Consider the following 13,638-nt stretch of genomic DNA (forward strand, 5'->3'; position numbering starts at 1 on the left):
TTGGCATGTTCGGCTGCCGGTTGGCGGCCTGGGTTGCGGCCCTGGCTCAAGGTGATCGTTGCGTGTCAGGCGACGGGATGACCACCCAGCTCGGGTTATGTTCACTGCACGGCGCTGTGCGCCGTCAGGTTAGTAGGCCCTTGTCGTAGGCGATGGCTACTGCTTCGGCTCTTCGGTTGGCGCCTAGTTTCGCCATCACTCGTGACAGGTGGACGCTCACCGTTTTCTCGCTGATGAAAAGCTCTTCGCCGACCTGTTTGTTCGTGCGGCCCAGCGCCACTCGTTCCAGCACGGCACGTTCGCGGTCCGTCAGCGGGTCGACGGTGGGGCGCGGGGCTGGTTGTGGCTCCACGCCCGGGATTTCGATGCGGGCGCGCCGGGCGACCTCGCGGACCGCGTCGCGGAGGGGTACTGCCCTCAGGGTGTCGGCGACGTCGTGCGCGGCCAGCAACTCCTTCGCGGCCAGACCCGCGTCGCCCTGGGTGGACAACAGCGCTTCGGCGTGGTGCCACCGGCAGATCGCCTGCTCGTAAACCGCGCCGTAGTCGAATGCGGCGACGGCCGCCGCCCACAGTGCGGGGTCCGCTGGGCCTTCCAGGCCGCTCGCGGAGGCTTCGGCCCGTGCCAGCCACGCCCGCCCCTCCGGGCCGAGCGTCTGCGCCCGCGGCTTGCCGTTCGCGCCCGCGTACCGGACGTGCTCGATCAGCTTCCGGCCCGCCGCTACCGCCTGCTCGGCCACGCCGTGATCACCGCGCTTCCGCGCGCTCGCCGACCACGCGGCGGCCGCCTCGACCCCCAGTGCGCCGAGGCGGACGGTGGCGAGCAGGTACCCCTCGTCGAACGACAACAGGAACTCGATGACCTTCCGCACCCACGCGATCGCCTGCTCGTACTCGCCCTGCCACATCGACAGTTCGGCGCCCGTCGCGCCGCTCACGATCGCCGTCAACGGCTCCGCCCGCCAGTGCGGCCGCAACTCCCCCAGGTACTTCTGCGCCGTGTCCACCCGGCCCCGCGCGACCGCGAACGGCAGCCACGACGACGTCATCCGCGCCGCCAGCACACTCGACACGCCCCGCGCCGGCGCGTTCGTGCTCGCCATCGCCGGCCAGTCGCCGCTGAGGTACCGCAACGTCAGGTGCCGCGCACGCATCTCCAAGCCGTAGATGCTCCACGTCAGCCCGGTCTGCTCCGCCCGCTCGATGCCACGACGGTAGATGTCCATCGCCGGGCCGTACTCGCCCAGGTCCTCGTAGCTGAACGCCAGGAAGCAGACCGCCCGCAAGGCGACGTTCAGCGACCCCGAGTCCAGCGCCTTGCGCTCCGCCTCCTCCAGGCGGGCCCTGGCCTCCTCCGGCTCGCCCGCGGCGTCGTCCAGCGCGCCCAGCGTCACGAGCGCGGCGGCCTCCGCGCCGGTGTTGCCGACGGCCCGCGCGTCCGCGACCGCCGTGTGCGCGTTCCAGCGCGAGTCCTCGTACTGCCCCGCGTTGCGCAGGATCGCGGCCCGGGTGGCCAGCACCCACGCCCGCGTCTTGCTCGGCTCGCCGTCGGAGACCAGGTCCCACGCCTTGTTGATCGCGTCGAGGGCCTCGTGCAGCGTGCCTTCGGCGTTGAGCAGCACCTCGGCCAGCCGCCGCCACACCTTCGCCGCCTTCTCGGGGGGCACACCGGGCCGCAGGTTGTGCACCGAGGACCGGCCGTAGGCGATCGCCCGCTCCGGCTCACCCGAGGTGGCCGCGAAGTAGGACGCCTCCTGCAACAGCTTCAGCTCGTCGACACCCTCGGGACGGTCGGCCTCCGGCACCGCGTCCCAGATCTCCAGCGCCTGCTCGATGTGCCGCAACGCCGCGCCCGGCGCCCCCAGCCGCTCGGCCTCCTCGGCGGCGCGCAGCAACGCGGGCAGCGCCGCCTTCAGGTCCCGGCTGCGCAGGCTGTGGTAGGCCAGCTTCGCGTCGTGGCCGCGGCCCTGCGGCGTGCGGCGGATCCGCTCGGCGTAGGCGGCGTGCATGCGGACCCGCTCCCCCGGTAGGAGGTCCGCGTACACCGCTTCCTGCAGCAGCGCGTGCCGGAACGTGTAGGCGCCCCGCTCGATGACCAGCACGTGGTGGTGCACCGCCTCGCGCAGCGCCTCGTCCAGCTCCAGCTCGTCCAGCCCGGTGACCTCGGCCAGCGCCGTGTGCGCCACCGAATCGCCCGCCGCCGAGATCGTCCGGACCACCCGCCGCGCCTCCGGCGACAGCCGTTCCAGCCGGGACAGCAGCACCTCGGCCAGCCCCGCGGGCAGGTCCTCGCACTCGACGCCGGCGGCCATCAGCTCCTCGGCGAAGAACGGGTTGCCCTCCGACCGCTCGGCGACCCAGGCGACGATCTCCGGCGTCACCGGCCCGTCGGCAAGCGCCTCGACGAACGCCCGCGCCTCCGCCGTGCCGAACGGCCGCAGCTCGACGTGCGTGACCACCGGCAGGCGGACCAGCTCCACCAGCATCGCGCGGAGCGGGTGCCGCCGGTGCACGTCCTCCTCCCGGTAGCTGCCGACCACCAGCAACCGCTGCCCCCGCAGGCGGTTGAGCAGGAACGACAGCAGGTTCCGGCTGGACGAGTCGGCCCAGTGCAGGTCCTCCAGCACCAGCACCACCGGCCGGTGCGCGGCGACCTGCGTCAGGACGCCCAGCACCGCGTCGAACAGCTGCAGCTGCCCGAGGTCCTGCTCGGGGCGGACCCGGTACGGCACGTCCCGCTCGCCGGACGTGTCCGGCACCAGGTGCTCGCCCGCCGGGGACGGCGGCATCGCGCCGCCCTGCGGCAGCAACCGCGCGAGCGCAGGCCGGACCCGGACCGCCTCGGCGACCACGGGATCGTCGTCCAGGCTCAGCGGCGCGAGCGCCTCGGCGAACGGCAGGTAGGGCAGACCGCCCTCCCGGACGTCCAGGCACCGCCCGGAGAGCACGAGCGCGCCGCGGGAGGAGGCGTGCTCGGACAGCTCGGTCAGCAACCGGGTCTTGCCCACCCCGGCGTCGCCGGACACGAGGACCGCGCCGGCCTCACCCCGCTCGGCAGCGGTGAAGGCAGCACGCAGCCGTCGCATCTCGTCGGCGCGGGCGACCAGTGGGATTCCGGAACCTAGGCGGGGCACGAGCACCATTCTGTCGCACCCCACCGACAATCCCGGCACCCTTTTCGTCGTGGGCGAAACCACGCCCGGCCCTTACCGGGCGCGGGCCAGCTCGACGGTGCTCGGACGGCGCTGCTCCGGCACCCGGACCTCGGTCTTGGCGCGCCCGAACCAGCGGCGGCCGGGACGGCTCGCCTTCTCCAGCTGCTCGCGCCGGTAGGCCACCTCGGCCATGACCGCGTCGTACATGATCTCGTTTCGCATCGGGAGTTCCCTCTTCCGGCTCTTCCAGTTCCCCTTGTGAACCTCAGAGTCGTCCTGAGGGCAGGCCCCCGGCATCGGACGATCACCCCGACCCGGACGCGAAACGACCCCTTACCCCGCCTCAGTCCCCTGCTCGGCGGTGTAAGGGGTCGTCCGTTCGGCTTACCTCAGGCGCGGTCGAGCGCACCCACGGCGCGGAGCAGCCCGCGCCAGCTCTCGGCGGACACGTGCAGCTCACCCGCGGCCGGGTTCTTGGAATCACGCACGCCGACTCCCCCGGCGATCATCGCGACCTCGACGCAGTCGTTCCCGCCGCCGCTGTGGCTGCTCTTGCGCCACACCGGGGCAAACGGCTCCACATGGGACATTTCTCCCCGCTCCTCACTTCCCAGGCACACGTTGGTACGGCTCACCCGGCAACCGTTATCCGGAAAAACGTTCGGCGGCCGCGGCGATCACCTCGACCGAGTCGTCCGGTTTCAGAGCCGTCGCACGCAAATGATCGAACATGAGGATATAGCGGCGCACATCGGGGGGCAGCTCGAGGAAAAAACCACCCGAAGTGCTGTCCACGTACACCACATCGGGGTCGGCCTGCTCCGGGAATCCGAGGATCAGGAACGGGCCTTCCATGCCCGGGTGGGCGCCCGCGCCGAAGGGAACGACCTGGATGGTGACGTGCGGCAGCTGCGCGACGGTCAGCAGCCGTTCGGCCTGGTGCGCCATCACCTCCGGCCCGCCGACCACGCGGTGCAGGACCGCCTCGTCGATGACGGCCCAGTACTCCGGCGGGTTCGGGTCGGTCAGCAGCTGCTGGCGGGCCGTGCGCGCGGCGACGCGACGCTGGATGTCGGATTCGTCGGCGTCCGGGCGCATCGCGCGGATGACGGCCCGCGCGTACGGCTCGGTCTGCAGCAGGCCGGGCACGAGCAGCGCCTGGAACGCCCGCAGCGAGCTGGCGTCGGCCTCCAGCCCGACGAAGGTGCCGGTGAAGACCTCCTTGTAGGCCTGCCACCAGCCCGGTTTGCGGGCCTCGCGGGCGAGCTGGACGAGCGCTTCCCGCTCGTCGCCGGTCATGCCGTACAGCTCCAGCATGTCGCGGGCGTCGCGCGGGGTGACACCGACGTGGCCGGTCTCGATGCGGCTGATCTTCGACGCGGAGCACTCCAGCTTCTCGGCGACCTCGTCGATCGTGAGGTCGGCGGCCTCGCGCAGCCTGCGCAGCTCGCTCGCCAGCCTGCGACGGCGAATCGTAGGACCCTGACCGCGACTCATGTCCGCTCCTCCACTCCGGCCCGCGCATTCCCCCCGGCGGCTCGTGGACAACCCGCTCCATCTAACCAGCAGAATCCGAAAACCCGGCCCCTCCGGCTCACCCCGTTGAGGTATCTTCCGCGATTAGCGGTCTGCAAATTGCATAATGCCGGGGTAATCTCGCTCGCGCGAACTGAACTTCCCCAGGAGGCGGCGTGCTCGACCGCGACACCATCGTCGGTCCACTGCAGACGTCCGTGCAGCGCCGGCTGGACGATCTCGCCCGATCGGTCGATCTCGCCGACCGCGAGCAGGCCGCCGACCTCGCCGCCAGAGAGATCCCGCTGCTGGTGGAAGCCCTGCGCGCCACGCTCGCCACGCACGCGCCGGACGCGCGCGGGCACTGCCCGGTCTGCCGCAGCCGCATGTCCCGGCTGTTGTTCCGGCGCCGCGGCCGGACGCCGTGCCGCGCCTACCTGGCCGCGCAGCTCAGCCTCGGCCCGGGGATCGAGGACGTGGTGCGGCCGCGGACCAAGCACCTGCGGCGCAGGCGGACGGCTTCCCTCAGCCCGCTCGGCTGAGGGCCCGCCACACCCCCGCGGCCGGACGCGGAACCTCAGTCCTGCCGCGCGTTCTGGCCGTCCGGTGGCAGCACCCTCAGCAGTCCCTCCTGCACCACCGTCGCCAGCAGTTTCCCGTCCCTGCTGAAGAAGCGGCCGGTGGCGAGCCCGCGCCCGCCGGACGCCGACGGCGACTCCGTGTCGTACAGGAACCACTCGTCGGCGCGGAAGGGCCGGTGGAACCACAGCGCGTGGTCCAGGCTGGCGCCGAGCACGCGGTCCAGGTCCCAGTACACGCCGTGCCGGGCCAGCGGAGAGTCGAGCAGCGTCATGTCCGAGGCGTAGGTCAGGACGCACACGTGCAGCAGCTGGTCGTCCGGCAGCACGCCGTCCGCGCGCATCCACACCTGGTTGCGGCCAGGGCGTTCGCCGGTCTGCCTGGTCACCCACGGCGGGTCGTTGACGTACCGGATGTCGATCGGGCGCGGGCGTTTGCGCACGTCCGGCAGCGCCTGCGGGAACTCGGCGAGCCGCTCGGCGTACGTCGGCAGCGTCTCCGGGTCCGGCACCTCCGGCATCACGTCCGCGTGCTCCAGCCCCGGCTCCGACTTCTGGAACGACGCGGACAACGCGAAGATCGCCTTGCCGTGCTGGACCGCCACCACGCGGCGGGTGGTGAACGACCGGCCGTCGCGGATGCGGTCGACCTCGTACACGATCGGCACCCTCGGGTCGCCGCCGCGGATGAAGTACGCGTGCAGCGAGTGCACCCGCCGCTCCGGCGGCACGGTGCGCCCGGCGGCGACCAGCGCCTGCCCGGCGACCTGCCCGCCGAACACCCGCACCGGCGAGTGCGGCGGGCTGACCCCGCGGAAGATGTCCTCCTCGATGCGCTCCAGGTCGAGCAGCGCGACGAGGTTGTCGAGAACGGCCTGCCCGCCGGCGCCTTCCTGGACGTCCAGTCCCGCCGCGGCGTCCCGAGCCAGCTCAGTCATGCGGAGAAGCCTACGGGGCGCCCCTCAGGCGTGGTCGTCCTCACCGAGCTTGTGCACGCGGATCAGGTTGGTCGACCCGACGGTGCCCGGCGGGGAGCCGGCCACGATGACGACCAGGTCGCCGGCCTGGTAACGGCCCGTCTCCAGCATCGCGCGGTCGACCTGCTTGATCATCCGGTCGGTCGAGTCCACCGACGGCACCAGCTCGGTGTGGGTGCCCCAGGTCAGCGCCAGCTGGCTGCGCACGCTCTCCTCCGGCGTGAACGCCAGCAGCGGCAGCCGCGTGTGCAGCCGGGCGAGGCGGCGGACCGTGTCGCCGGACTGCGTGAACGCGACCAGCGCCTTGGCGTTGAGCCGCTCGCCGATGTCCTTCGCCGCGTAGGAGATGACGCCCCGCTTGGTGCGCGGCACGTGCGACAGCGGCGGCACGGCCGGGGTGTCGGCCTCGACGGCCTCCACGATCCGGGACATCGTCTGCACGGTCTCGATCGGGTAGCGGCCCACGCTGGTCTCGCCGGAGAGCATGACCGCGTCCGCGCCGTCGAGCACCGCGTTGGCCACGTCGGAGGCCTCGGCGCGGGTCGGGCGCGAGTTGTTGATCATCGAGTCGAGCATCTGGGTCGCGACGATGACCGGCTTGGCGTTCTCGCGGGCGATCTGGATGGCGCGCTTCTGGACCAGCGGCACCTGCTCCAGCGGCAGCTCGACGCCCAGGTCACCGCGGGCGACCATGACACCGTCGAAGGCCAGCACGATGGCTTCGAGGTTGTACACTGCCTCGGGCTTCTCCAGCTTGGCGATGACCGGGCGGCGGCCCTTGCCGACGCGGTCCATCACCTGGTGGACCAGGTCGATGTCGGCCGGGGAGCGGACGAAGGACAGCGCGATGAAGTCGGCGCCCAGTTCGAGCGCGAACTCCAGGTCCTCGATGTCCTTGTCGGACAGGGCGGGCACGGAGACGTCCATGCCGGGCAGCGAGACGCCCTTGTTGTTGCTGACCGGGCCGCCCTCGGTGACCTCGCACACCACGTCCGGGCCCTCGACGCCCTTGACGACCAGGCCCACCTTGCCGTCGTCGACGAGCAGGCGGTCGCCCGGCTTGGCGTCCTTGGCCAGGCCCTTGTAGGTGGTCGAGACCCGGTCGTGGGTGCCGGCGACGTCCTCCACGGTGATGCGCACGACGTCACCGGTGCGCCATTCGACCGGGCCGCCCGCGAAGGTGCCGAGCCGGATCTTCGGGCCCTGCAGGTCGGCGAGGATGCCGACCGCGCGCCCGGTTTCGGCCGCGGCCTCCCGGATCAGGTCGTACACCTGCTTGTGGTCGCCGTGGCTGCCGTGGCTGAAGTTCAGCCGCGCCACGTCCATCCCGGCGTCGACAAGGGCTCGCACCTTGTCCGCGGTCGCGGTCGCGGGGCCCATAGTACAAACGATCTTCGCGCGTCGGCTCACGTCCCAATAGCGTAGTCGCTTGTGCCGCGCACGTCTGTACCGATCTCTCGAACGGTTCAGGAAACGTTCACCAGCCAGGTCACCAACGGAAAGGTCAGACCGTCGTCGTCCACCCAATCGGTGAGTTCAGCGGCTAGTTCACCCACGATGGTGATACGGGTCTCCTCGGCCGCGGCGGCGAAGGCCGGTGCGGCGGGTGTGGCGCTCGCCTCGTGCTCGACCATCTCGGCGACCGAGCCGAAGCGGACCGGCACGAGCCCGATGCGCAGGCGGGCGGAGGTGAAGCCGGCGTCGGTGAACAGCGCGCGCAGCTCCCTGGGCTGGGGACCCGCGAAGGGCGCGCGCAGGGCGGCGCCGGCTTCGGGGCCGAGGTGGTCCTCGAACGCGCGGGACAGGGCGGCGAACTGGGGGTGGAAGCGGGCGTCGCGCCACATCGCGACGGTGATCCGGCCGCCCGGCTTGAGGACCCGCCGCCACTCGCGCACGGCGGCGGCGCGGTCGGGCAGGAACTGCAGGCCCTGCTGGCAGGTGACCAGGTCGAAGCTGTGGTCCGGGAGGTCGAGCCGGGTGGCGTCACCGTGCAGCCAGCGAACGCCGGAGGGCTTGGACCGGGCGACGGCGAGCATGCCTTCGTTGAGGTCGACACCGGTCACCGCGGCGGCGAGCGGCTCCGCGGCGCGGGCGACGACGCCGGTGCCGCAGGCGACGTCGAGAACCTGGTCATTCGGCTGCGGCGCGGCGAGGTCGAGGAGCTGCCGGGCACACTCGGCGAAGAACGCGGGGACCAGGTAGCGCTCGTAGGCGGCCGGGCCTTCGGCGGCCAGCTGGAAGGTGGCGGCGTTGCTCATCCGGTCAGGATGCGCGCGGCGCCGGCGCCGGTGAAGGGGCTTTGGTCAGCGGCGCCCGGGTCTGGCGAAGGGAGCCTGGACGGGGCGGCGTTGCCCCGCCGAGGGAAGCTTCACCGGCGCATGCCCCGGCGCCGGTGCAGGGGGCTTGGTCAGCGGCGCGGCACAGCGCACGCGCGAGAGAGCCCAGCCGGTGAAGCGCCCTCAATCAGCGGCGCGGCTTCTCGCTGATGCCGACGTGGTCGCGGGCCCACTCGTTGAAGGCCCGGACCTGCCGCCAGGCCTTGCGGACCCGGTCGAGGCACGCGCGTTCGTGCAGGGTGTCGTCCGGGTCCCAGGACTTCACGGCGTACAGCGAGCGGTGTTTGAGCAGCTCCAGGCGCGGGTGGTCGTCCGGGTAGCCGCGGGGCTTCGTCTTCATCACGTCACCGGCGATGGTCCACCCGGCGCGGCGCAGTTTGGCCAGGATGTCGGCCAGCGCCTTGCCGTGGATTTCGGTGTCGACCGCCTGCCGGTAGCGCGCCAGCTGGTCGGACTGCAGGTGGAAGCAGCCGCCGCCGACGCGCAGCCCCGCCGACGACACCTCCACGTAGTAGGCGCCGCCGCCGCGGCCCTGCTCGACGACCCCGCCGCAGTGGGTCTTGTACGGGGTCTTGTCATGCGAGAACCGCACGTCGCGGTAGGGGCGGAACACCTTGCCCTCGCCGAAGCCCGGCCCGAACTCCGGCGTCAGCTCGGCGAGCAGCGCCTCCATCGGGCCACGCACGTCGGACCGGTAGACCTCGACGTGGTCCTCCCAGTACGGCTTCGAGTTGTCGGCCTCCAGACCGTCGTAGAACTCGACGGCGTGCTCTCCGAATCCGGCGAACTTCGTCACCGCGCCACGATAATCCTCAGGATGGACACGCCTGACAGCTACATCGACGCGCTCGACGAGCCGCGCCGGAGCGACATCCGGGCGCTGCACGAGCTGATCCGGGACACGGTGCCCGAGCTGGCGCCGACGACGGCGTTCGGGATGCTCGGCTACGGCCCCTACCACTACCGCTACGCCAGCGGCCGCGAAGGCGATTCCACGGTGATCGCCCTGAAGAGCAACAAGAACTACATCTCGCTGTACGTCAGCGCGGTGGTCGGCGGCCGCTACCTCGCCGAGAGCTACGCCGACGCGCTGCCGAAGGCCTCGATCGGCAAGAGCTGCATCCGCTTCAAGCGGCTGGCCGACCTCGACACCGGCGTGCTCGCCGAGATCTTCCGCCTGGCACGGGAAAACCCGCCCGGCGAGCTGCACCGGGCGGGCTCCCCGACGGACTAGGAGTTCATCGCGGTGATCAGTTCCCCGTTGGCCGTGTCGCCGGACAGTTCCCAGAAGAACGCGCCGCCGAGGCCCTGGCTCTTGGCGTAGCTCATCTTCCCGGTGATGGTCGCCGGGGTGTCGTAGCTCCACCACTCCGAGCCGCACTTGGCGTACGCGGTGCCCGCGATCGTGCCGGTCGACGGGCAGCGCGTCTTGAGGATCTTGTAGTCCTCGATGCCCTGCTCGTACTTGCCCGGCGCGGGTCCGGTCGCGGTGCCGCCCGGGGTGGCCTGCGTGACGCCGGTCCAGCCGCGGCCGTAGAACCCGATCCCCAGCAGCAGCTTGCTCGCCGGGACGCCCTTCGACTTGAGCTTCTGGATCGCCGCGTCGGAGTAGAAGCCCGCGGCCGGGATGCCGTCGTAGGAGGTCAGCGGCGAGTGCGGCGCGGTCGGTCCGGCCGGGCTGAAGCCGCCGAAGTAGTCGTAGGTCATCACGTTGTACCAGTCGACGTAGCGCGCCGCGCCGCCGTAGTCCGCCGCGTCGATCTTGCCGCCGGACGAGCCGTCCGCGGTGATCGCGGCGGTCACCAGCTTGCCGCCGAACTTCGACCGCAGCGCCGACATCAGGTTCGTGAACGCGCCGGCGCCACTGGTGTCACAGGTGGCGCCGCAGGCGTTCGGGTACTCCCAGTCGATGTCGATGCCGTCGAACACGCCGGCCCAGCGCGGGTCGTTGACCAGGTTGTAGCAGGACTCGGCGAACGCGGCCGGGTTCTGCGCGGCCTGGCCGAACCCGCCGGACCAGTTCCAGCCGCCGAAGGACCACAGCACCTTCAGGTTCGGGTACATCTGCTTGAGCTTGCGCAGCTGCCCGAAGTTGCCGCGCAGCGCGCCGGCGTCCCACGTGTCGGCCACGCCGTCCACGCTGTTCGCGGCGGTGTAGGCCATGTCGTAGGCGGCGTAGCTGTCGCCGACGGTGCACTGCCCGTTGGTCACGTTGCCGAACGAGTAGTTGATGTGGGTCAGCTTGGCCGCCGACCCGCTGGTGTGGATGTTCTTGACGTAGTACGCCCGGTCGTAGACGCCCCACTCGGCGAAGTAACCGAGCAGTTTGCCGACGGGCGCCGCGGTCGCCGCGGGCGGCGCGGCGGTGGCCGTCATGAGGAGCGCGGCGAACAAGCCGCCGAACGCGAGAGCGAGTCTGCGCATGATGCCTCCCTGGGAGCCGAAGGGGACATCCGCACGGTAAGAGGACTGGACCACTCGGACAATGGTTCAGACCAATCTGTACGACGAAAGTAGGGGCGCAACGGCGGTTCCGTTGCGCCCCTCGCAATCTCAGCCGAAGAAGACCTCGGCCTCCTCGTAGCGCTCCGGCGGCACCGTCTTCAGCTCCGCCGTCGCCTCGGCGAGCTTGACCCGGACGATGTCGGTGCCGCGCAGCGCGACCATCGTGCCGAAGTCGCCGTCCGCGACCGCGTCCACGGCGTGCAGGCCGAAGCGGGTCGCGAGGACGCGGTCGTAGGCCGTCGGCGTGCCGCCGCGCTGGGTGTGCCCGAGCACGACCGCGCGCGACTCCTTGCCGGTGCGCTTCGCGATCTCGTCGGCCAGCCAGGTGCCGACGCCGCCGAGCTGGACGTGACCGAACGCGTCCTTCTCCCCGGTCCGGAGCACCTCGGCGCCGCCCTCCGGCACCGCGCCCTCGGCGACGACGATGATCGGCGCGTACATCTTCTCGAAGCGGCGCTCGACCCACTCGACGACCTGCTCGACGGAGAACGGCCGCTCCGGGACCAGGATGACGTTGGCGCCACCGGCCAGGCCGGCGTGCAGCGCGATCCAGCCCGCGTGGCGGCCCATGACCTCGACGACCATCGCGCGGTAGTGCGACTCGGCGGTGGTGCGCAGCCGGTCGATCGCCTCGGTGGCGATGTGCACCGCGGTGTCGAAGCCGAACGTGTAGTCGGTGGCCGCGAGGTCGTTGTCGATCGTCTTGGGCACGCCGACCACGCCGATGCCGTCGTCGGTGAGCTTCTTCGCGACGCCGAGGGTGTCCTCGCCGCCGATCGCGATGAGCGCGTCGACGCCCTGCTCGGCGAGCACGGCGCGGATCTTCTCGACGCCGCCCTCCTCCTTGTACGGGTTGGTCCGCGAGGAGCCGAGGATGGTGCCGCCGCGGATCAGGATCTCCTCGACGTCGTCGAGACCGAGCGGACGGCTGTCCCCGGTCAGCGGGCCGCGCCAGCCGGAGCGGAAGCCGACGATCTCCCACCCGTGCGCCTCGATGCCCTTGCGGACCACCGCGCGGATGACCGCGTTGAGCCCGGGGCAGTCGCCGCCACCGGTCAGCACGCCGACACGCATCTGATCAGACCTCCGAAAAGTTGTGCTGGTCACACCTGGCGACCGCCAGAGTAGCGGTAGTCACCCTTGATCGGTAAAGCGGCGGGCGGGGCTGCTAGGGTGTCGGACGTGCAGCGCTATTTCTGGTTTAGCGGGCCGGCCCTGGGTGGGCCAGCCGGCGGCCTTGCTGCGCGCTGACCTTCCACCCTGGAGCCGGATGATCGACCGGCTCGTCAGGGACTCGCGCGGGCCGGTCACCGAAAGGAACCCCCGCACATGTCTCCCAGCGCCTCGACACTCAGCGCAGGCCCCGCGGACGTCACCGAAGGCCTCGACAACCAGCGCACGCTCGGCGTCAGCCCGCTGATCTCCCCCGCCCTGCTGCGGCAGGAGCTGCCGGTGGACGCGGCGATCGCCAAGACCGTCGCGCAGGGCCGGTCGTCGGCCGTCGACATCCTGGGCGGCGACGACGACCGCCTCATCGTGGTCGTCGGCCCGTGCTCGGTGCACGACCCCGCGGCCGCCCTCGACTACGCCCACCGGCTGGCCGAGCACGCCGCCGGTCTGCGCGACGAGCTGCACGTGATCATGCGGGTGTACTTCGAAAAGCCGCGCACCACGCTGGGCTGGAAGGGCCTCATCAACGACCCGGACCTGGACGGCAGCTACGCCGTCAACAAGGGCCTGCGGATGGCGCGCAAGCTGCTGCTGGACATCTCCGCGCTGGGGCTGCCGGTCGGGTGCGAGTTCCTGGACCCGATCACGCCGCAGTTCATCGCCGACACCGTGAGCTGGGGGTCCATCGGCGCGCGGACCGCGGCCAGCCAGGTGCACCGCCAGCTGTGCAGCGCGCTGTCCATGCCGGTGGGGATCAAGAACTCCACCGAGGGCGACGTGCAGGTGGCGGTGGACGCGACCCGCGCCGCGGCGGCGAGCCACGTGTTCGCGGGCATCAACAACGACGGCCTGGCCGCGCTGTTCACCACCGCGGGCAACCCCGACTGCCACGTCATCCTGCGCGGCGGTTCCGCAGGCCCGAACTACGACGCGGCGACGGTGGCCGACACGCTCGCGCGGCAGGCGAAGGCCGGGCTGCCGGAGCGGGTGATCATCGACGCGAGCCACGGCAACAGCGGCAAGGACCACGTCCGCCAGGGCGTGGTGGCCGGGGAGATCGCGGACCGGATCGCCGCCGGCGAGCGCGGGATCGCCGGGATCATGCTGGAGAGTTTCCTCGAGGCCGGGCGGCAGGATCTCGTGCTGGGGCGCGCTGACGAGCTGACGTACGGGCAGTCGATCACCGATGCGTGCCTGGGTTGGCGCAGCACGGGGGAGCTGTTGGATCGGTTGGCTTCGGCTGTGGCTGCTCGGCGGTAGGCGCTACGCGGGTTTCTCAATCGCCGGCTTCGCTTCGCTACGCCCCGATTGAGCCCTCCCGAACCCGATCTTTCAGTGTTCGGTTGCCGAGACACCGCGTCAAGGCGGGAAAGCGTGCCTTGACCCGGTGGCTCGGCAACCGA

Annotated in this window: 13 protein-coding genes; 3 read left to right on the plus strand and 10 right to left on the minus strand. The window is 71.4% G+C overall.

Annotated elements, in window-relative coordinates; translation table 11 throughout:
* Positions 1-124 precede the first annotated feature (124 nt).
* The 4 genes from ABZ193_RS41150 to ABZ193_RS41165 all read right to left on the minus strand — a co-directional run bounded on the left by ABZ193_RS41150 (position 125) and on the right by ABZ193_RS41165 (position 4,651).
* Positions 125-3,142, minus strand: coding sequence for a helix-turn-helix transcriptional regulator (locus tag ABZ193_RS41150; RefSeq protein ID WP_237340173.1), 3,018 nt, complete (start codon positions 3,140-3,142; stop codon positions 125-127).
* 63 nt (positions 3,143-3,205) lie between these two features.
* A complete protein-coding gene (locus ABZ193_RS41155; protein ID WP_020418827.1) occupies positions 3,206-3,376 on the minus strand; it encodes a hypothetical protein in 171 nt (56 codons plus the stop codon).
* Positions 3,377-3,543: 167 nt separating this feature from the next.
* Positions 3,544-3,744, minus strand: a complete 201-nt coding sequence (locus ABZ193_RS41160; RefSeq protein WP_039791576.1) for a DUF397 domain-containing protein — start codon at positions 3,742-3,744, stop codon at positions 3,544-3,546.
* A gap of 55 nt (positions 3,745-3,799) precedes the next feature.
* Entirely contained in the window at positions 3,800-4,651 is an 852-nt protein-coding gene (locus ABZ193_RS41165; RefSeq protein ID WP_020418829.1) for a helix-turn-helix transcriptional regulator, read from the minus strand.
* A 194-nt stretch (positions 4,652-4,845) separates the two neighbouring features.
* On the opposite strand from ABZ193_RS41165, the gene ABZ193_RS41170 reads away from it, so the two are divergent.
* On the plus strand, positions 4,846-5,211 hold the full coding sequence (locus ABZ193_RS41170; RefSeq protein ID WP_020418830.1) for a hypothetical protein: 366 nt from the start codon (positions 4,846-4,848) through the stop codon (positions 5,209-5,211).
* A gap of 35 nt (positions 5,212-5,246) precedes the next feature.
* On the opposite strand, the gene tesB is transcribed toward ABZ193_RS41170, so the two are convergent.
* The 4 genes from tesB to ABZ193_RS41190 form a co-directional block, all read right to left on the minus strand.
* On the minus strand, positions 5,247-6,185 hold the full coding sequence (gene tesB / locus ABZ193_RS41175; RefSeq protein WP_354714174.1) for an acyl-CoA thioesterase II: 939 nt from the start codon (positions 6,183-6,185) through the stop codon (positions 5,247-5,249).
* Between the two features lie 24 nt (positions 6,186-6,209).
* A complete protein-coding gene (gene pyk, locus ABZ193_RS41180) occupies positions 6,210-7,634 on the minus strand; it encodes a pyruvate kinase (RefSeq protein WP_027935993.1) in 1,425 nt (474 codons plus the stop codon).
* 56 nt (positions 7,635-7,690) lie between these two features.
* Positions 7,691-8,482: a methyltransferase domain-containing protein gene (locus ABZ193_RS41185; RefSeq protein ID WP_354714176.1), complete on the minus strand. Its 792-nt coding sequence runs from the start codon at positions 8,480-8,482 to the stop codon at positions 7,691-7,693.
* 205 nt (positions 8,483-8,687) lie between these two features.
* Entirely contained in the window at positions 8,688-9,356 is a 669-nt protein-coding gene (locus ABZ193_RS41190; protein WP_237340171.1) for a DUF2461 domain-containing protein, read from the minus strand.
* A gap of 21 nt (positions 9,357-9,377) precedes the next feature.
* Here ABZ193_RS41190 and ABZ193_RS41195 point away from each other — a divergent pair, with 21 nt between their 5' ends.
* Positions 9,378-9,794: a DUF1801 domain-containing protein gene (locus ABZ193_RS41195; protein WP_354714178.1), complete on the plus strand. Its 417-nt coding sequence runs from the start codon at positions 9,378-9,380 to the stop codon at positions 9,792-9,794.
* Here the strand turns inward: ABZ193_RS41195 and ABZ193_RS41200 are convergent.
* Both ABZ193_RS41200 and ABZ193_RS41205 read right to left on the minus strand, forming a co-directional pair.
* Entirely contained in the window at positions 9,791-10,984 is a 1,194-nt protein-coding gene (locus tag ABZ193_RS41200; protein ID WP_354714180.1) for a glycoside hydrolase family 18 protein, read from the minus strand. The genes ABZ193_RS41195 and ABZ193_RS41200 overlap by 4 nt on opposite strands.
* A gap of 129 nt (positions 10,985-11,113) precedes the next feature.
* A complete protein-coding gene (locus tag ABZ193_RS41205) occupies positions 11,114-12,139 on the minus strand; it encodes a 6-phosphofructokinase (RefSeq protein ID WP_020418837.1) in 1,026 nt (341 codons plus the stop codon).
* Between the two features lie 255 nt (positions 12,140-12,394).
* On the opposite strand from ABZ193_RS41205, the gene ABZ193_RS41210 reads away from it, so the two are divergent.
* Positions 12,395-13,495 (plus strand): 3-deoxy-7-phosphoheptulonate synthase, encoded by a 1,101-nt coding sequence (locus ABZ193_RS41210; protein ID WP_354714182.1) that lies wholly within the window; start codon positions 12,395-12,397, stop codon positions 13,493-13,495.
* Positions 13,496-13,638: the final 143 nt, after the last annotated feature.

This window comes from Amycolatopsis sp. NPDC006125, assembly GCF_040614195.1.
GTDB classification, from domain to species: Bacteria; Actinomycetota; Actinomycetes; order Mycobacteriales; family Pseudonocardiaceae; genus Amycolatopsis_E; species Amycolatopsis_E tucumanensis.